This is a genomic window from Anaerocolumna sp. MB42-C2 (assembly GCF_030913705.1).
In the GTDB taxonomy this organism is placed as follows: Bacteria; Bacillota; Clostridia; order Lachnospirales; family Lachnospiraceae; genus Anaerocolumna.
Window position 1 is genome coordinate 226,665 of sequence record NZ_CP133190.1, and the last position, 20,469, is coordinate 247,133.

Genomic DNA, 20,469 nt, shown 5'->3' on the forward strand with positions numbered 1-20,469 from the left:
TAATATAAATGGATAGAATTTTATTTAGGAGACATTATGGAAAGCATCTTGTATACAGAGCTTAATATATTCGCTTTTGTTATTTTATTGCTTATATTTATTAATGTCCACCATCAAACGGACACTTATTTTAATGAGCAGAAACTATTTCTGGCTTTATTATTCTGTAATGCTTTGATCCTCATATTTGATACATTTATGTGGATTCTTGATGAAAAACCGGGTTATATTAATTATATTGCATTATCTGTTGTTACAACGATATATTACATATTAAATCCGTTGATATGTATGGTATGGTCAATTTACGCTGATTATCTGATTCATCAGGATGATAATAGAAATAGAAAATTAATTAAAATTCTATTTGTTCCGATTATTATCTTTGCAATTTTAGCAATCTTAAGTAATTATAACCGAAGCTTATTCTACATAGATGCAAATAACCGTTATCATAGGGGAATTTATTTCATATTAATGGCTTTAATCTGTTATGTTTACTTAATGTATACATTAATTTCTCTTATTTACAGTCAAAAAAAAATGAAAAATGAAAAATTTTTACCGATTCTGATTTTTGCATTTCCGCCAATTATTGGAGGATTAATACAATTTGCTTATTATGGTATATCTGTTATCTGGATTTGTATGACAGTATCTATCCTGATTGTATTTATTAATATTCAGAATGATCTGGTATATAAAGATTACCTGACGGATTTATATAACCGCAGACAGTTGGATAAGTATATGAAAGAAAGAATTGATAAAAATAACCGAAAAGGTTTATTGGCCGGAATTATGATAGATCTGAATTATTTTAAAAAGATTAATGACCAATACGGACATTCTGCCGGAGACGATGCTTTAAAATATATAGCTAATATTCTAAAAAAGACATTTCAGAAAAATGCTTTTCTGTCCAGATATGGCGGCGATGAATTTATTGTTATTTTAGAAGTAAAAGAAAAGGCTGAACTTTATCAACATATGGACCGGCTGATTGAAAGTATTGATAAATTTAACGATAAAAAGTTAGTACCCTACCAACTTAATATAAGTTTTGGAGCAGATTTTTATGATATGGAATCAAATATGACGGCATACGAATTTCTAAATTATATAGATCAATTAATGTATCTGGATAAGGAAAATAATCATTTATAATGGTAAGAGCTGGAATAGTAATTTTAATAGATTAGAAATAAGCTAATTTATAAGCATATTATTACGGATTTTCAATAAACTTTAATTAAGTATATTTGTGGGAAGTTAATAAATTGAAGAGGAAAATTTTTGGTATTATTATATCTATAATCGTTCTGTATTTTATGGGAATTACATATTTTGAGGGTATTACAGACAAACTTCAAACAGAAAATATGAATCAGACCAATACGGATAAATCATCCGTAGCCGAAACCAATCAGGAATTAGAACAGCTCGAAAAAAAAATAATGGAGTCCGCAGATTCAGCAAATAACGAAAGTATTAAATTATACGCCCAATCAGCGGCCTTGATGGATGCTGATACCGGGCGTGTTTTATATGAAAAAAACGGATATAAGAAAATGCCGATGGCAAGCACTACCAAAATAATGACGTGTATTGTAGCCTTGGAAAACTCTAAATTAGACGATGTCGTTACCGTATCAAAATATGCATCCACAATGCCGGATGTACAGTTAAATATCAGGGAGGGTGAGCAGTTCAAATTAAGTGATCTTTTATATTCTCTAATGCTTGAGTCACATAATGACGTGGCCGTAGCTATAGCGGAACATGTAGGCGGTTCTGTAGAAGGGTTCGCAAAGATGATGGATAAAAAGGCGAAAGAATTGGGATGTGAACATACTCATTTTGTTACACCCAATGGATTAGATGCTGACGGACATTATACTACAGCAGTAGAGCTTGCTAAAATTGCCAGTTACGCCATAAAAAACAAGGAATTCATTAAAATCACCAATACCTCCGCCTGGGAATTTAAGGAGTTAAAAAACGGAAGAACTTTCTCTGTCAGCAACAAAGACAGATTTCTGTATATGTATGATGGCGCCATTGGTGTTAAAACAGGTTTTACGGGTAAGGCCGGTTATTGTTTTGTTGGAGCAGTAAAAAAGGATAACAAAACTTTTGTATCAACAGTATTAGCCTGCGGCTGGCCGCCACATAAGAGTTATAAATGGGCTGATACAACAGAATTAATGGACTTTGGCAGTAATAATTTTGAATTAAAACAAATATTTAAAGCAGATAAAGTATTTGACCCTGTTTATGTAGAAGATGGTAAGCAAGATCATGTTAATCTTTATTATGATGGAGATATTACTTTATTAATGAGTGATACTGAAAAAGTAAATATAATTTATAAAATTCCATCGATTATTAAAGCTCCCGTGAAAGCGGATACCCCTGTAGGTTTTGCAAAATATTATGTAGGAAAAGAATTTGTTAAAGAGATTCCTATATTAACGAAAGAGGATGTGGATAAGATAGATTTTAGCTTTTGTATCAAAAAATTATGGAATACCTGGTTAATGCATTAATACATAAATCGTATAATTATAAAAAGGCGTTGAACAGTAACTAATAGATGACCAATATCCAGATACTAAGTATTATTTCTATTTATTATACCGGATATATGATATAATTAATTGGAAAAGGTGTTTTATGGGCATAAATTCTGAAGAATAGCCGGGTTTTACTATTCTTCTAATGCCTCGCATGTCTTTTGTGAGACAATTCTACTAATATACTTTAGACTTAAGGAGTTTAAATGGAAGACATTTTATTTAAGAAAGAATTTCATATAGAGATAGAACCGAAAAATGTATTGCAGTTAATCCAATGTTATGAAGATAATCCGATCTATGAGGAAGTTCTTGAAGAATATGAACGGTTGAAACCTTTCGTTCTTAACAGAATCCGCCCCAAAGCCGTGATCTGTTTTACAGAGGTGAAAGAGGACTATGCCATGGTACTGCCTAAGGAAAGTCCGGTATTGTATTCTATTGCAACGGTTGGAGAGGAAATCGGAGAGTTAACCAGCCAATACTTCGCTGAAGATGAGTACTTGAAAGCTATGTTAGTGGATGCCATAGCAGATACTTGTTTATTTGGGATGGAAGAAGAATTAAAAACCTGGATAAAAGAAGAATGCAGAAAACGTAAATTTGGAGTCAGCCATCGTTATGAAGCACCTGTTAACATTCCCATGGAAGCGCAGCAGATAGCTTATATGGAAACAAACGCGGCAAAAAATCTTGGTATTTCTATTACTTCAGCATATATGTTTGATCCGGTTAAAACAAACTGCCAGGTTTACGCTCTTACAAAAAATGAACATATGTTCCGCTTGGATCATGACTGCAGGGAGTGTGATAATGTGAATTGTAATGTAAGAAATGTTTTACCCGTTATTGTTACGGCGGTTACGGATAAAGGAGAACAGGAAATCGAATGCAAAGAAAAAGAAACCCTGCTGGAAGCGATGATCCATAGTGGAATCTACCTTAGTGCCGTATGTGGAGGCAATGGTACCTGTGGAAAATGTAGAGTTAAATTACTGGATGGAGAGTTAAACATAACTCTTGCTGATGAAGCATATTTTTCGAATGAGGAATTGAAATCAGGATGGAGATTGACTTGTCAGGCATACCCAAAGGACGCCTGCAAAGTCCTGGTTATACAAAAAGATGAATCGGATTTTGAGGTATTATCAGGTTTTAAAGAAAATACAGAAAAGAATGTATACAAATATGAAGAAGATTATTCCATTGCAATCGACATAGGGACAACCACGATAGCAATATCTTTAATCGGAAACAGAGGTATACACTTAATAGACACCTATACTGCAGTCAATCTGCAGCGTGCCTATGGAGCAGACGTTATTTCCAGAATGCAAGCTTCAATAAACGGGAAAAGAAGCGAACTCAGACTAAGTATTTGCAAGGATTTATTAACGGGAATTAAACAGCTTTTAAATCGCAATCATTTAGATAAAAATAAGATTAGTGAAATTGCTATAGCCGGCAATACCACTATGGGTCATTTGTTATTGGGTTACGACTGCAGTAATCTTGGTATATATCCCTTTACTCCGGTGGATATTGGCCTGATAAGACGATCTTTTTGTGAGGTATTTGGAGATTCCTATGGAATGAATTGCAATGTTACCCTGTTACCCGGTATTTCTACTTATATCGGTGCTGATATCGTATCGGGTTTCTATTTCTGCGGATTCCATGAAACGGATCGTATTAATCTTCTGATTGATCTAGGTACCAACGGAGAGATGGGAATCGGCAACCGTGAAAAAATCCTTGCTACTTCCACAGCGGCCGGGCCGGCATTTGAGGGTGGTAACATTACCTGGGGAACCGGAAGTATTCAGGGGGCTGTTTGTAATGTGGATTTGACTGCAAATCAGGTAAGGATACGAACCATTGGGGATAAGGAGCCTATTGGCATCTGCGGAACCGGTGTGATTGAAGCCGCTGCTGAACTAAGAAAGGCTAAAATAATTGATGAGACAGGGCTAATGGCAGAAGATTATTTTGAAGAAGGGTTTTTGCTAGCGAAGACACCGGCAGGGGAAAGTATTATGTTTACCCAGAAGGATATCCGTGAGTTACAGTTGGCCAAATCCGCAATAAGGGCTGGGGTAGAAACTTTGATTTTGCGTTATGGAGTAAATTATGATCAAATTGACAAGGTATATTTGGCAGGTGGATTTGGTTTTAAAATGGACCATGAAAAAGCTATCGCAATAGGTCTTCTGCCGGAAGAATTCAGAGGCAAAATTGAAGCTGTGGGAAACAGTTCCTTAGGAGGAGCTGCCAAGTACTTAACGGAAGAAAATTCCAAGGATGCCCTTTTGCATATTGTAAAAATATCTTCTGAGATTAATCTGGCAAATGACATAGCTTTTAATGATTTATATATGAAACATATGTTTTTTGGGGAAGACGAATAACACAACAGGGTGTTAAAATAATTATTTTGGGCGCTGCCTCACTCGGGTAAAAGATAATATGGAGTTAAATACAGAATACCCTTTCGGGATAAGTGAGCAGGTTATAGGAAAATCAGAATTGAATATATCATTGCTAAAAAAATTAGTAATATTATATCTGAGATTTAATAACCATAAACATTTTAAATTATCTATATTTGTTAATTTAGAAGCAAAAATGATTTCATAATAATATAACTTAAATTTTTTAAGTAAGATATTGACAGTTAACCGACAATATGCTAAGTTAAAGCTATTCACTAATAAAAGCTTTGAAGGCGTTTAGTAGATGTTTATATTCTATCAGAGAGAGGAAGTCACCGGCTGAAAGCTTCCTTAAGTTAAGATAAGCATTGAATTTTCACGCTGGAGCTTCATGTCTTAAATGCTGTGGCAGAGTAGGATATGACGTATGTTGCACGTTATGCATAGAAAAGTGTTCATGTCTTAGTAATACAAGATTATTTGCAGAAGAAGCGTAATAATCAGTATTATATTCAGTCATGGGAAACTGGGTGGTACCGCGGATATAGAGATAAATCCGTCCCTGTTATTTTAACAGGGACGGATTTTTTGCGTTGTAAATTAACTGGCTTAAAATTCGTTCCTGAAAACAATTATTACGAAATGGAGGTATTTTTATGAAAGAGAAAATCAAACTGCTTAAGTTTAATTTTCAGGAGGAAATGAAGGCAGTAACGAAAAAAGAAGAAGTAGAGAGAATCAGAGTAAATTATCTGGGTAAAAAAGGCTTTGTTACGGAAATCTTTAATGAGATGAAAAAACTAAACACTGATAATAAGAAAGAAATTGGCAGGGAACTAAACGTCTTTAAAAATAATATTGAAAGAACCGTGGATGAATATAATAAGATGTTTGAAGAAAAAGATTTGGAGGAAGCCTTAAAAAATACGGAAAAATATGATTTTTCCATAATTTCTCCAGTAACAGAAGGTACTCTCCATCCCATTACGATTGTACAAAGACAGGTGGAAGAAATCTTCAAAACCATGGGTTTTATCATTGAAGACGGATTGGAAATACAGACAGAATTTGATAATTTTGAGGCTGTCAATACTCCAAAGAACCATCCGGCCAGAGATATGCAGGATACCTATTATCTGGAAAACGGCCAGCTTCTTAGGACACAGACCTCAGCTGCCCAGAATTATATCATGAGAAAATACGGTGCACCAAAAAAGGGGGATACCCTTAAGGTGCTCTTACCGGGAAGGTGTTTTAGAAATGAGAATATAGACGCCTGTCATGAAAATACTTTTTTCCAGATGGAAGGAATGATGATCGGAGAAGATATATCAATCGCCAATCTTATCTACTTCATGAAATTGCTGCTTTCGGAAGTATTTAAAAAGGAGGTTAAAGTAAGATTGCGGCCAGGATACTTTCCCTTTGTGGAACCGGGTTTTGAGCTTGACATTAACTGCCTCATATGCGGAGGAAAAGGTTGTCCGACCTGTAAGCATTCGGGCTGGCTAGAGCTTCTCCCCTGCGGAATGATACATCCCAATGTCCTTCGGATGGGAGGAATCGATCCAGAACATTATACCGGTTTTGCTTTTGGACTTGGACTGACAAGGCTGGCAATGATGAAATATGAAATTAAGGATATCCGTATATTCAACAGCGGTAACCTTAGAATATTAAGACAGTTTGGGGATAGATAGGAGGTAGAGTTTATGTTGATTTCAATGAATTGGATTTCGGAATTTACGGATCTATCAGGAATAGATTTGAAAGAGCTGATAAATAGATTTACACTGTCAACAGCAGAGGTGGAAGACGTATATGAAATGGGTAAAAATATAAAAAATGTCGTGGTGGGCGAGATACTCTCGGTAAAAGAGCATCCTGGTGCAAACAAACTGCATCTGTTAAAGGTAAATACAGGGGATGAAATTGTGGACTGTGTATGCGGTGCTCCGGGCGTTACAGCTGGCATGTATGTTCCTTTTGCCAAAATCGGCGGTCAGGTAGGTGATCTGTTAATTAAAGAGGTTATACTAGCCGGAGAAAGAAGCTGCGGCATGTGCTGCTCGGAAAAGGAAATCGGTGTCAGTGATGATAATTCAACTTTGATGGTTCTTAGTAAGTCCCACGCTCCGGGCACTGATATCAAGGAGTTTATGGAGCTTGAGGATGTTGTATTTGAAGTGGATAACAAATCACTTACCAACAGGCCGGATTTATGGGGACATTACGGGATTGCAAGAGAAATAGCCTGTCTGAACGGGCGTCCGTTAAGGCCTTTGGAGTTACATGACACTAAGCAGTATGCAGGTCTTCCCAGGGTATCAGTTACGGTTGAAGATACTAAAAAGACTTATCGGTATTCAACGATTACCGCCAGTCATATATCAAGGAAGTTTTCACCCACAGTTATAAAGATTAGACTTACCTATTGCGGAATGAGGCCCATCGATTTGTTAACCGACCTTACCAATTATATTATGCTGGAACTGGGACAGCCGATGCATGCCTTTGATCACAGCATTATAAAGGATATCCGGGTGAAAACCTTTGATAACCCCTTTAAATTCATGACTTTGGATGAAGTGAGCCGAATCATTGATAAGGATATCTTAATGATCTGTTCTGCAGATGGTAAACCTGCCGCCGTTGCCGGTATTATGGGAGGTGAACGCTCCCGAATCAATGAAAATACGACCAGTCTGCTTCTGGAGTCGGCCAATTTTGACAGTGTTTCTGTCAGAAAATCAGCAGCAAGGCTTGGTATACGGACGGATGCCAGTGCAAGATATGAAAAAACAATGGATCCGGAAATGACGGTACCGGCTGTAGAGCGGTTCTTAAAATTATTAACTGAAGCAGATGAAGAGGTTCAGATTACCTCTTCTCTTACCGACGTATACGTAAGAAAATATAACAGCATAACCATTGACTTTGATAAAGCATTTGTAGATAGATATACAGGTATTGATATCAGTACGGATTTCATTATTAAAACGCTTACTGCTCTTGGATTTGGAGTAAATCATAACGGAAGAAATTTCTCCGTAGCCGTTCCTTCCTATAGAGCCACGAAAGACGTTACCATAAAAGCAGATATTATAGAGGAAATAACCAGAATTTACGGATATGATAACATTAAGATCAAATCTAATAAATCCCTGCTGTCACCCGTCCGTCACAGCAGCGCCCGTGAAGATGAATACAGAATTAAACAGCTTCTGGCAGACAGGTTCTGTATGAATGAAGTACACACCTATATCTGGTATGATTCAAAGCTTAATAAGGAGTTGGGAATTGAAACACTTCCTAATGTCCGTGTCATCAACTCTGTAACAGCTGAAAATGATACCGTTAGGGCAACCTTGATCCCTTCTCTGTTAAATATCGTAAGCAGGAATACTGTACTTATACCGGAAATGAGTATATTTGAAATCGGACGGGTTGCAGAAGGTTTTAAAGAGGATGGATTGTGCAGGGAGAGAAAGAAACTTGGTATTGTAATTGCAAGCAGGGAAATGACGGAGAAGCAGACCTGTTTTAAGATGAAAGAAGTAATTGAGAGTATAACCTGTTCCATCAAGAACTGCCAGCCAAACTACCACAATACTGATATCAGTAAGAACTGTAATTATGTCCATCCAGTCAACTTGGCAGTGATTACAATTAATGGAACTGCTGTTGGATATTTCTCCTGTATTCATCCAAAAGTAAGAGATAAAATAGATAAAAAGCTAAATATAGCTTTTGCAGAGATCGATATGGATAACTTCACTGCAGTGGAAAAGGGAACTATTATCTATAGAGAATTATCCAAATATCCGGGTATTTATATTGACTATAGCTTTTTGGTCGATAAAGAAATGCGATATGAAGAAATACAAAGGGATATAGCTGCCTTTCAATGTGAGTACCTGAAAGCATACGGTGTTATTGATGTATACGAAGATGATACCTTATTAAAGGGCAAGAAGAGTATGACTGTCAGGTTTGAATTCGGTTCCGATGAGAGAACCCTGGAAAGCAAAGAAATAAATGAAATGACAGACGTCCTTCTTACAATATTAAAAGAAAAAGGGATACAACTAAGATAAGAAACAACATAATAATTGGCATTTTCTTTGTACCATACGGTTATAGGACTCGCCAGAGTTCCTATAACCGTATAGAAACAGTAGTAAGAGTAAGACCCTTTCGGTATAAGCAATCAAAATAGGACAGTATAATGAACCCGTAAAAGAGAGCTTACTCTCAAACTATTATATATCACAAGATTCTCTTTAAAAACTCAGTTTATCAATACCAATTATTCACTCGAATCCTATAAAGAAAATGGAATATAAAAAAACAACGAGAATTTTCCGTCCTTCGTCTCAATTTCCAACTGTCCCAGGTGCCGTTCTACGATTCCCTGAACACTTCGAAGACCATAGCCATGAGAAGTCTTATCCTCTTTATTTGTAACTGGAAGTCCTTGCTTCAGTTTGACCGAATCATCCATGGGGTTAACGATACGGCTGACCAACAGGCCTTTCTCCGCACGGACCTCCAGAGTAATTTCGCGTTGATCTACCGGAAGTTTCAGACAGGCTTCTATAGCGTTATCAACGATATTAGCGAAGAGAGCACATAATTCGGATTTATCCATATTTCCTCCCTCGGGTACAGACAGAGTGTGGTAAAATCGAATGTTTTCCTGTTCAATCAGGGTTATTTTTGCATTTATTACCGCGTTAATTACGTGATTTTCACAATAGTGAATATTGTTTTGCATTACGGGAAGATGAATTAACTCTTCAATATAGTTGTTTTTTTCTCCCTCCGGTAAAGAAATCAGAAGCTGAAGATGATTTGCCATATCGTGGCGGATGCGTCGAATCTCATACTGCTGCTGTTCAAGGGCCTGATAATAAGCGCGGTTAAGTTCATAGAGCTGTTCCTGCTGTTCTAATCTACGCTGCTTTGCCAGAACAGTTACCGTCCAGAGAAGACCAACAAAAGAGAGGACTGCTATCAGCAGCAGGACGAAATTGGATAGTATGGTAGAATCGGAACTGTCATAGGAAGGAATTTGGAGCAGGACCAGGGACAATACAATACCAAGTGGTGTGGCAGTCAGCAGCAGAAGCAGCCACCACATGGACGGAGTAAGTTCATAATTTTTTTGCGGCCCATAGTGTGACATCAGCAGATAGAGAAGAAACCAAAAAAGTAAACGGGGCAGTAAATAGCTTTCAATTCGAAAGTAAGTATCTGACAGTGCATTAAAGGCAAAAGCGGTGCTTGCAACCATAAGTGCAACTGTGATTTTCTGAAGTCTGGAACCACAGCACCCAAAATATACCGTTATAAGAAAAATTATAATAGTGGGCGGCAGGTTGGCAATATCACCGATAAAAATGATCATACCCGTCAGAAGCCAACAGCCTATAAAAAGAAGTATTTTCCTAAAAGACTCTTTTCGAAACGGCACCAGGATATTCAGTACCCTGGAGCAGAGAAACCCTATCAGTGCCTGGACCGGTAAGCCAATTATCCAATAAAAAATTTCATTCATAATCTTTTATCTCCCAGCATAGCTTTCGCAAGTTTTGAGGAAGCTTGTGCCTTCAAGGAGCGGCTCAAAGGCAATTCCTGCCCGTCAACCACTACTAACTTATTATTAATCTGTTCTACAGCAGCGGCATTGACCAAAAACCGCTGATGGATGCGTATGAATTCAGCTCCAAGCTGATTTTGAACCTCTTCCAGTTTTGCATAAAGAGAAAGGGTTTTGTTCCGTGTCACCACAAATACCTTGCGCCGGTCGCTGAAACAATAAAGAATATCCTTCAAATATAGCCGGTAGGTACCGTCAGCATTCTGGAATGTGAACTGTTCATTATAGGAATCGCATACTAACTTTCGGACTAGATGAAGCACTTCAGACAGGCGGACCAAATTCGTTGGTTTTAGCAGGTAGTCCAATGCCTGAACCCGATAACCATCAAAAACGAAGTCCGGATATCCAGTAACAAATACTATTTTTAAATTTTGATCAAATTTTCTAATTTGTCTTGCTGTCTCTATGCCTGAGATACCCTCCATCTCCACATCCAGGAAGAGCAGATCGATCTCTCCCGGGTGCTGCTTCAACCAGCGAACCGCGCCTGCACCGGAGGAAAATTCGTAAACCACCTCTTCTTTATTCTCCTCCAAGATCTTTTCCAAAGAGAACCGGAGCATATCCCGTGCCCGGTTCTCATCATCACATATAGCAATTCTCAGCACAAAGTTCACCTCACCTTATTTAAAAGACACCATTATCCTAAGTTTCTATGTTATTCTTTTATATTATACCATATCTATCCATTCGTTTGAACGATTAACTTTTTGTATGCTTTACCAAACTTTACATTAGTCCTGCAGAACTTTTCACATATTACAAAAACAAGTCAATATTGACATCAAAGTTGCTGTTTATGACTGGGCAAAACCTGCTTTTATACATTTGTGATATCCTAAAATCAAAGTGACTGATCCAGTTATAGGGTATTAAGTATAGTAATACGATCCTTTCCCGAATCAACTGAATCGTTACAAAAATATATTGGAAAAGAGGTAATGTTATGTTATATGTAAAAAATCTCTACAAAACGTATCGGGCCTTGCATACTCAGTATGAGGTTCTTAAAGATGTCAATCTATGTATCGCACAAGGTGAGTTTGTTGCAGTTATGGGTCCCTCCGGCTCCGGTAAAACTACGCTGCTCAATTGTATTTCCTGCTATGTACCTTTTGAAAAAGGACAAATCTCCCTAGGAGGACAGGAGATATCTGATCTTACTCAAGATGAGCTAGCACAAGTACGCAACAAGAAACTTGGATTTGTATTTCAGGACTTCATGTTATTAGATGGCCTAACTGTAAGAGAAAATATCCTGCTGCCGGCCATCATTGGAGGAGTGGTAAGCAGTAAAGCAGAAGAACGGGCAGACCGGTTGTGCACTGTGTTTGGTATCCATGACATTAAGAACAAATATCCTGCAGAAATCTCAGGTGGAGAAAAGCAGCGAACAGCTGTGGCCCGGGCACTCATCAACGAACCACTGGTAATTCTGGCCGATGAACCTACCGGTAATTTGGATTCCAAATCCAGCCGTACCGTTATTGACAGCTTTCTTTCCGCAAAACAGAATCTCGGAGCTACCATTTTTATGGTAACACATGATTCTTTTGCTGCTTCTTTCTGTGATAGAGTAATCATTATGAAAGATGGTACGGTAGGCAGAAGTTTAAAGCACACCCGAATAAGGAATGAAAATCATGATCGGATTGCTTTTCAGGATCAGCTTTTAGAGGCTATCAGGGAGTTAAATGAAAGAGAGGAGGACTAAATTATGACTTTTGCAAGTGTTTACATTAAACTGCGTCAAAAAAATCGAAATAACTATCTGCTGCTGACAGGCTGCTGCTTTTTTTCTGTATTACTTATTACTGCTTATGTAACTATGATGTCTACTCCTACCGTTCTTAGTGTGCTGCCTGAGGGCGGGGACTCCCGAAAACAGGTCATGATGATCTTTGTACTGGTCGCAATTGGCTGCGGGGCATTCACTACCTATGCTTCCGGCCTTTTCTTTCACTCTAGGGCAAAGGACACGGGAATTTATCTTGCTCTCGGTGCATCCCGCAAACAGATGAAACATCTTTTATATCGGGAACTTGCTTTGATTTCATTCGTCTCCTGTGGTACGGGTGCTTTACTTGGAGTTCCTCTGGCCTGGGGGTTGTGGCAGATCTTTCGTCTTTTTGTAGTGGATACCCAGGAGATGATTTTTATATTTGAACCCAGAGCACTGTATTTTGTACTTTTGTTTTCACTATTTGTAATGATTATGCTCTTTGGGATGGGCGGGAGATTTATCCGGCGTACTAATATTATTGATATCCTAAACGAAGCCAGAAAATCAGAGCCTATACACGCTGTACCGAAGTGGTATGGCCGGATGGGTATTGGACTAATGGTATTTGGCGGTATCACAGGATATTTAATGCCTTCTTTTTTTATCAAAGTACTCCACTGGTATCCTCCGGAAGGATTCGGCACAATCTTTTACATACCGCTTTTCGTGGGGCTTTATGTGGTTCTACTTCACACAGTGGTAAATGGCTGGAGCAGAAAAAATAAACATTATAAAAATATAATAGCAACAAGTATGATGAAATTTCAGGGACGCCAGACCGTCCGCAATATGCTGGTCATGACAGTTCTTATAGCAGGTGCCTATTTTGCCTTGTTCTATACGCCCATGATGGCTACTACTGCAATGCTTGGTTATGATACCCGCCCTACGGATTATGTATATCACTACCGTATGGATCAGGATATGATAGGGCAATCAGAAACGGAAGTTTTAGCTAAAGAATATGGTGTATCCCTTAAAAATTGGAGGGAGGGGCAGTGTGCCATTCTGGGACAGGATGGATTTAAATACATCGAAGATACAAGGGCTATGGGCATTACCTGGCGCAAGGAGTACAGGGAACTGCTGAGTGGCGATTGTTATATGTCTGAAAGGACCTACAATCATCTTACCGGTGAGAATGTTGATGTTCTGCCCGGAACTTTTCGTCCGGTCTTAGGTCTAAACGGCGAAGGTGACTACATGGTTTCTAGCGATCAGACGCTCCTTTTCAACATGGTCACCGGTGAGAAACTGGCTGCCAGGTTTTCCGGATATCTCTATAATGCCATGCTGGCCACCAAGGTACATGTGCTTGATGAAAATGACTATGACCGTATTACTGCCGGTTTAACCAATGAATGGCTGGAGAATTATGTTTTTTTCGATGATTGCGATAAGGGTGATTTATATGGATTCTCCAAGAAATTGTTTTATACCATCGTTGACCGGTCAGGACCAGAGGTGGAACAAGGAGATAACTGGGATCAGGTGGCGAAAAAGATAGCAGAGGATGCCGGAGAGAAGTATGAATATGATAAAGAATCTATTAAAGAACATGGCTTCTCTGCAATTTCTTACCAACAGCGGGATAGCTCAGAATTTCGTATGACCTGGCTTTATATGCCCCATTTCCGTGTTTTGGATAAGGCTGACTTTATTAAAACAATGGCCGTGTTCTTAATGCTTTTTATTTTTATCGCTATTGTCTGTTTTGCGGCGGTTATTGTGATTGCCTATACCCGCTGTCTTACTATTGCATTGAATAACAGGCAGGTCTATGAGGATCTGCGGCATCTTGGAGCTAGCGGTGATTATCTGCGTAATTCAGTGCGGGGTCAGATAAGCCGTGTGATTTTAGTACCCTCATTGGTAGGTACCATTGCTATGTTTGCATTTTATTCCCTAATTATATTTTTCAATGACGGTGGCAAATTTACTCCGGGTGAGCTGGCTGGTATGGGCAATTGTACCCTTTTAGTGGCGATTTTAAGTTTCCTTCTCTATGCAGTTTACCGACTGGCTTATCACAATATTCTATATCTACTTAAAATAGAGAAAGCAACTACAAAGAAAGCGGCTTGATAAAGGGTTAATTTTAATTCCTTCGTGTTTCAATCGGTTTAAAATTTACATAATCTTAACCTCACCATTTATCGTAATTTACATGAATTTTATATGATGATAATTAGATGAAAGTTCACATATGATCGGATAATATTTTATAGATGTTAGTTGTGACTGTAAATAAGATCGGTTCCGTAATATGATCGGTAACTGTATCGAAAACGGAGGAATTTATAATGTCAGATGTTATATCAGATATTATGAAACAGGAATTAGATTATATCATTGAAAAAAAACAAATTAAATCAGTATTTCAACCAATAATTTCTCTTAAGGACGGTAATATATTGGGATATGAAGCCTTAAGCAGAATTACTTGTAAATCAATTATCTCAAATACGGAAGAAATATTCCGTTTAGCAGGAGAACATAATCGCTTATGGGACCTGGAGTTATTATGCAGGGTAAAATCCCTGGAAGCTGCATTCAATCAGATGAAATTTCCATATGACAAGAAATTATTTGTGAATGTAAATCCCAGGGTTATGCATGATATTAAATTCCGTGATGGTTTTACGAAAGAGTATCTAAATAAATATAATATCACTCCGGAAAACATTATTTTTGAGATTACGGAGAGAGAAGCAATTAACGATATGGAGAGTTTTCAAGGTGCAGTGGAGCATTATAAAAAACAGCATTATAAGATTGCCATTGATGACGCAGGAGCCGGTTATTCCGGATTAAATCTTATTAGTGATATTCACCCGCATTTTTTGAAATTAGATATGAAAATGATTCGAAATATTGATAAAGACAATTTTAAATATGTATTAGTGAAATCACTGATAGAATTTTCAAGAATAACAAACATCAGTTTAATAGCGGAAGGAATTGAAACGAAAGAAGAGTTAAAAGCTTTAATAAATTTGGGAGTACAATATGGGCAAGGTTATTATATTCAGAAACCAAATGAAGTTATGGCGAAAATCGATACAGATTTGATCCAATTTATTGAGGGAACGAATCAAAAGAAAAATAATATACAGGGCATAAAATTATCCGGCTTATTTATTGAAAATATTACAAAACAAACTCCGATTATTTCCCCTTTTAAAAAGGTTGAAAAAGTTTTTGATGATTTTAAAGAAAATTCGGATATTTACGGTATGTGTGTTGTATTAGAAGACAAAGTCATGGGAATTATTACCAGAGAAAATCTTATATTAAAAGTCAGCGGGCGATATGGGTTCAGCTTATACCAAAGAAAAGATATCTCTGAAATTATGGATAAAGAATATCTGGAGGTAGATTATCATACTCCCATTAATACAGTTTCCTATCTGGCTATGGAAAGGGATAACAGTAAGATCTATGATATGATAGTGGTAACAAGAGACGGAAAATACTTTGGTACCGTTACCGTTAAGGATCTGCTTCAAAAAACGACTGAGATAGATATCGCCAACGCTAAAAATTTAAATCCTTTAAGTGGCTTGCCAGGTAATCTCATAATTGAGAATGAGATCTCCCAGTGTATTACTTTTAGAAGTGAATATAGTATTTTATACATAGATATCGATAACTTTAAAGCATACAATGATGTTTACGGTATTGAAAAAGGAGATCAGGTAATTAAGGTCCTATCTGCTATTTTATTAAATTATAAAGAGGAGACTACTTTTATCGGACACGTGGGGGGAGATGACTTTATTATAACACTGGATAATTACAAATGGGATGTTATCTCCGATTCTATCATAAGTGATTTTGAAAAAGAAGCGCAGCTTATGTATAATGAAGAAGACAGGGAAAGGGGTTTTATTACATCTGCTAACCGGCATGGAGTTATTGAAGAGTTCCCTCTGGCTTCATTAACAATATCTGTAGTCAGCAACAAAAACAGAACTTATTATAACGGTAATGAATTAACAGAGGAATTAGCAAGGCTTAAGAAAAAGGGAAAGCAATATAAAGGGAGTATTTGTTTCTCCGGTGATACAAATTAATTTAAATATATAGGTTATTATACAGAAAATCCGGATATCCGGATTTATTTTTTTATTTCATAGTAAAGCTCATCCTATATGATAAAGCTCTCCGGGGATGCGCATTCTTGCGTATGGAATTATACCAGCCAGGCTTGCCCACTTTGTTCTATTCATATCTGCCTAAAGATATATATTTTGCTTTAATACGATTGCTATAAAATTATTAATGTAATATAATAAAGAAAATAGTCATTTTAACAAAAAATGTCTACAATTAACTCTGATAAGTAGAGAAAATTATCTTTTTTTTCTTAAATGAAAACCGAATATGTCTATGTCATTTACAATAAGAGAATAAAAGGAGACTATTACTTTGGATATGACGTATAAAGAAGACAATAGTAAGCTTCAGAATGAGTTAAATGAAAGCCATAATACATATAATGGGGTTTATCCGATATTTCGTGAAGAAAGGGATAACCAGACACAATTATTTAATAAAAAAACAGTATTAAATAAAATCGAAAAACATCTAAAAGAAAACCTGAATAAAAAACTCATTGAAAATCATTCCTTTTTGTTAATCGATATTGACAATTTAAAAAGGATAAATGAAACCTGTGGACATATATATGGTGATATTGTTCTTGAAACCTTTGCTGCATATTTAGCGCAAACGGTAGAGGATGGGGATATATTAGGCAGAATTGACGGAGACGGATTTGTAGTAATACATAATACCATAAAAGACAAGGATGATATCTATTATATGCCTCAAACCATATGCAGCTTGGTAAGAGAAAATCTTCCCGGGCTGAAGGAAGATGTCAAGTTAACCGTGAGTATTGGAATATCAAATTTCCCAAAGGATGGGACAACGTATGAGGAACTGCTTCAAAAAGCAGATATTGCTTTAAATAAAGCCAAAATAAGCGGAAAAGATAAATTTGTCATCTACAATTCTGAGTTGAATATAAATATCTTTGAAGGGGAGATGGAACAGAAGAGAAATAAGAAAAAGAAAAAGCAGAATTACGAAGATATCTTAGATGCGGAAAAAAGGTTATTAAATTATGCTTTTGATATTTTAAGTGAAGGAAATTCAGTTGAAGTATCCATTCATAAGATATTTACGGAAATTGGAAAATATTATAATTTATCCCGAATTACTATATTTGAAAATGAGACAATCAATCAGAAAGCAAGAGTTACTTATGAATGGCTTAATGCTGGAATTTCCCCCTGCATAGCAATTCCCAAAAGTGATTATCTGGCAAAACAATATAAAGAAATGTTTATTAATAATAGTATATACTATTTTGAAGATATAACCAGGATTGATATTAGTTCGGAATTAAAATGGTTCTATGAACAAATGAATATTAAGTCCTTAGTGCAATGTGCCATTAATGATTCCAATCAATTAATAGGTACCGTTAATTTTGAAGACTGTGAAAAAGCCCGTATCTGGCCCAAATCTCAATTAAATACTCTCTTAATTATAACAAAAGTTGTAAGTAATTATATCTTGCAATTACGAAATAAAGAAGAATTAGATAACGAAATATTGTTCACCCAGGCGATGTTAAATAATCAAAAGTTAAGTAATTATGCCATAAAAGCAGGTACCTACGAATTATTATATGTCAGTGAGTATACGGAAAAACTGTTCCCTAATGTAAAGTTGGGAGAATTATGCTATAAAGCTATTTTCGGCCGGAGTAAACCATGTGATACCTGTCCTTTGAACGGACTGGATCATGCAAATAAACGGTATTCTGTCGAAGCTTATAATAAGAAATTAGGTGCATGGCTTAGTACAACCGCCTCCACTTTTGATATGCCTAACGGGCAGAAGATGAATCTGCTTTGTTCCTCCGATGTTACAGGATTCATGGAACGGGTTAAATCCAAGGATAATTTAACGGGTCTGCTTACCTTGTCCAAATTTGAAGCAGAAGCAATGAAATTGATTGCAAGTTCAAAAGAATTCCAATATGCAATTGTATATTCTGATTTTGATAAATTTAAATATATTAATGATGAATGGGGATATTCCATAGGGAATGATATTTTAAAATTCTACGCTGAAAAAATATTAAAACATCTTAATCCGATGGAATTATTCTGCAGAATAAGTGGAGATACATTTGTATGCCTGTTTATTTATAAAGACAGAGAAGAGATTTTAGACAGAATAAAAATTATATTACAAGCTATAATTCAGGATTATAAAACCTGCTATCCCAAAATTAATCCGATTATAATCAGCGGGATTTATTTTATGACTAAAGAGGATAAGGTTTTAAGCATTGCTATGGACAAGGCAAACATGGCAAGAAAAAGGTTAAAAGGGTTTCATAAAAGTACCCTATCCATCTATGATGAGAACTTACATAAAACCATTTCCAAAGAGAAAATGATTGAAAACAGAATGCATACGGCTCTTACAAACCATGAATTCATCGTTTACATGCAGCCGAAAATTGAACTAAGATCCTTAAATATAATCGGTGCAGAAGCTTTGGTCAGATGGAAAACACATACTGGTGAGATTATGAATCCATCTGAGTTTATTCCTATTTTTGAGAAAAATGGTTTTATATTGGAGTTGGATTTTTATGTTTATGAGGAAGCTTTTAAAATGTTAAGAAGATGGCTGAATCTCGGAAAAAATCCATTAATCATATCTGTAAATGTATCCAGGCTTCATATTGATGACGATTTATTTATTCAAAAACTGGAGTTTCTAATCCGTAAATATAATTTGCCCACTAACTTAATTGAAATAGAAATAACAGAGAGTATTTTCTTAAATGGGTTGGACCGTTTAAAAAGATTTTTAGGAAAACTGTCTGATAAAGGATTTCTCATTTCCATTGATGATTTTGGTTCCGGTTTTTCCTCCTTGAATCTGTTAAAAACTTTACCGGTTGATATCCTAAAGCTGGATAAAGACTTTTTAACTTATGATGTTATGGGTGAAAAAGATAAAATCGTGATTGCCAATATCATTAACCTCGCTAAAGGGTTGGGTTTAAAGGTAATCTCAGAAGGGGTGGAGACATTGGATCAGGCCAGATTTTTAAAAGAAAATCACTGCGATATGGTTCAGGGTTACTTTTTCTATAAACCAATGCCGATGGAGGAATTAGAAAAATTATTAAGTTAATATTATAAAGGGGTTCATTATTAATAACAACTTTTATTTACCTGTCACAAGCAGTCTTTATACTTTGTGACAGGTTTTTTATGCAATAGTAAGATTTTGTTTCTATTGAATAAAGGTCCAACCGGGCTCCGGGAGGTTCTAAGTATTATTTGATACTATATTTATATTTTCTACAAATTTATTAAAAATTTTGTAAGAATCGTGAAACTTTTTTAAGGTTTCAATCGTTATATATATAGATACTATTTATTCACGTAATAATAATGGATTTTTTCGTTAATGGTTTTATCAGAAGCATAGGAGTTTCGTTATGAAAGAAATTATATCAGCAATTCGAAAAAGCAAATATCATAAAGTAATTATCGGTGCATTATATGCACTTATGGCTATTCCTTTCTTTCTCTGGGGATTTTCTATTATAATACTCTCAAAAGGGACCTATATGGAATTAGTAATATCATTACTGGGTATATTGTTTTGTTTAATATCCGGTCTGTATTCTATGTTTCGGAAAGATAAAGCCGTCAAAGCGGCCTGTTAAATCCTTTTAAGATTTTATTTGTACTGACTGAAATGATTAGGTTTGAAAAAATACTTATAAATTCTCTGATATTCCTCTCATATTATTTAAATCCTCTACCTTTTGTGTGCATCGCAAATATTGTTCACGGAACCACTGCTTTTTGCAGGGGAGTGAACAGTAAGAACTCCTTTTATATTTCTTTGCAAAAACAAAATATGAATATACTTAACATTTATCCTAAAATTGTGGTATAATAATAG

12 protein-coding genes and 1 other annotated feature are annotated in these 20,469 nt (G+C 36.2%); of the genes, 10 read left to right on the top strand and 2 right to left on the bottom strand.

What is annotated here, in order from left to right; translation table 11 throughout:
• Nucleotides 1-36 precede the first annotated feature (36 nt).
• From RBU59_RS01060 to pheT, 5 genes are all read left to right on the top strand, one after another.
• Nucleotides 37-1,167, top strand: a complete 1,131-nt coding sequence (locus tag RBU59_RS01060) for a GGDEF domain-containing protein (protein ID WP_308146034.1) — start codon at nucleotides 37-39, stop codon at nucleotides 1,165-1,167.
• Between the two features lie 113 nt (nucleotides 1,168-1,280).
• Nucleotides 1,281-2,549 (top strand): D-alanyl-D-alanine carboxypeptidase family protein, encoded by a 1,269-nt coding sequence (locus tag RBU59_RS01065; protein ID WP_308146035.1) that lies wholly within the window; start codon nucleotides 1,281-1,283, stop codon nucleotides 2,547-2,549.
• Nucleotides 2,550-2,782: 233 nt separating this feature from the next.
• Nucleotides 2,783-4,984 (top strand): ASKHA domain-containing protein, encoded by a 2,202-nt coding sequence (locus RBU59_RS01070; protein WP_308146036.1) that lies wholly within the window; start codon nucleotides 2,783-2,785, stop codon nucleotides 4,982-4,984.
• Nucleotides 4,985-5,286: 302 nt separating this feature from the next.
• Nucleotides 5,287-5,575: a binding site (T-box leader), on the top strand.
• Nucleotides 5,576-5,664: 89 nt separating this feature from the next.
• Nucleotides 5,665-6,708: a phenylalanine--tRNA ligase subunit alpha gene (pheS, locus tag RBU59_RS01075; protein ID WP_308146037.1), complete on the top strand. Its 1,044-nt coding sequence runs from the start codon at nucleotides 5,665-5,667 to the stop codon at nucleotides 6,706-6,708.
• 12 nt (nucleotides 6,709-6,720) lie between these two features.
• Nucleotides 6,721-9,105: a phenylalanine--tRNA ligase subunit beta gene (pheT, locus tag RBU59_RS01080; RefSeq protein ID WP_308146038.1), complete on the top strand. Its 2,385-nt coding sequence runs from the start codon at nucleotides 6,721-6,723 to the stop codon at nucleotides 9,103-9,105.
• 227 nt (nucleotides 9,106-9,332) lie between these two features.
• Here pheT and RBU59_RS01085 read toward each other — a convergent pair whose 3' ends face one another.
• Complete coding sequence (locus RBU59_RS01085) at nucleotides 9,333-10,568, bottom strand: sensor histidine kinase (protein ID WP_308146039.1); 1,236 nt, start codon at nucleotides 10,566-10,568, stop codon at nucleotides 9,333-9,335.
• Nucleotides 10,565-11,281 carry a LytR/AlgR family response regulator transcription factor gene (locus RBU59_RS01090; RefSeq protein ID WP_308146040.1) on the bottom strand — a complete coding sequence of 239 codons (717 nt, stop codon included), beginning with the start codon at nucleotides 11,279-11,281 and terminating at the stop codon, nucleotides 10,565-10,567. The genes RBU59_RS01085 and RBU59_RS01090 overlap by 4 nt, the downstream gene beginning before the upstream one ends.
• 338 nt (nucleotides 11,282-11,619) lie before the next feature.
• Between RBU59_RS01090 and RBU59_RS01095 the strand changes: the two genes are divergently transcribed.
• The 5 genes from RBU59_RS01095 (at nucleotide 11,620) to RBU59_RS01115 (ending at nucleotide 20,227) form a co-directional block, all read left to right on the top strand.
• The gene (locus RBU59_RS01095; RefSeq protein ID WP_308146041.1) at nucleotides 11,620-12,387 is read left to right on the top strand and encodes an ABC transporter ATP-binding protein; all 768 of its coding nucleotides are present in this window, start codon (nucleotides 11,620-11,622) and stop codon (nucleotides 12,385-12,387) included.
• Between the two features lie 3 nt (nucleotides 12,388-12,390).
• A complete protein-coding gene (locus RBU59_RS01100; protein WP_308146042.1) occupies nucleotides 12,391-14,541 on the top strand; it encodes an FtsX-like permease family protein in 2,151 nt (716 codons plus the stop codon).
• Between the two features lie 218 nt (nucleotides 14,542-14,759).
• Entirely contained in the window at nucleotides 14,760-16,532 is a 1,773-nt protein-coding gene (locus RBU59_RS01105) for a GGDEF domain-containing protein (RefSeq protein ID WP_308146043.1), read from the top strand.
• Between the two features lie 361 nt (nucleotides 16,533-16,893).
• Nucleotides 16,894-19,686 carry a bifunctional diguanylate cyclase/phosphodiesterase gene (locus tag RBU59_RS01110; protein WP_308148523.1) on the top strand — a complete coding sequence of 931 codons (2,793 nt, stop codon included), beginning with the start codon at nucleotides 16,894-16,896 and terminating at the stop codon, nucleotides 19,684-19,686.
• A gap of 310 nt (nucleotides 19,687-19,996) precedes the next feature.
• Nucleotides 19,997-20,227, top strand: coding sequence for a hypothetical protein (locus RBU59_RS01115; RefSeq protein ID WP_308146044.1), 231 nt, complete (start codon nucleotides 19,997-19,999; stop codon nucleotides 20,225-20,227).
• Nucleotides 20,228-20,469 lie beyond the last annotated feature (242 nt).

Coding starts and splice junctions, on each gene's coding strand:
- RBU59_RS01060 (WP_308146034.1), top strand. CDS start 37: ATGGAAAGCATCTTGTATACAGAGCTTAATATATTCGCTTTTGTTATT.
- RBU59_RS01070 (WP_308146036.1), top strand. CDS start 2,783: ATGGAAGACATTTTATTTAAGAAAGAATTTCATATAGAGATAGAACCG.
- pheS (WP_308146037.1), top strand. CDS start 5,665: ATGAAAGAGAAAATCAAACTGCTTAAGTTTAATTTTCAGGAGGAAATG.
- pheT (WP_308146038.1), top strand. CDS start 6,721: ATGTTGATTTCAATGAATTGGATTTCGGAATTTACGGATCTATCAGGA.
- RBU59_RS01085 (WP_308146039.1), bottom strand. CDS start 10,568: ATGAATGAAATTTTTTATTGGATAATTGGCTTACCGGTCCAGGCACTG.
- RBU59_RS01095 (WP_308146041.1), top strand. CDS start 11,620: ATGTTATATGTAAAAAATCTCTACAAAACGTATCGGGCCTTGCATACT.
- RBU59_RS01100 (WP_308146042.1), top strand. CDS start 12,391: ATGACTTTTGCAAGTGTTTACATTAAACTGCGTCAAAAAAATCGAAAT.
- RBU59_RS01105 (WP_308146043.1), top strand. CDS start 14,760: ATGTCAGATGTTATATCAGATATTATGAAACAGGAATTAGATTATATC.
- RBU59_RS01110 (WP_308148523.1), top strand. CDS start 16,894: ATGACGTATAAAGAAGACAATAGTAAGCTTCAGAATGAGTTAAATGAA.
- RBU59_RS01115 (WP_308146044.1), top strand. CDS start 19,997: ATGAAAGAAATTATATCAGCAATTCGAAAAAGCAAATATCATAAAGTA.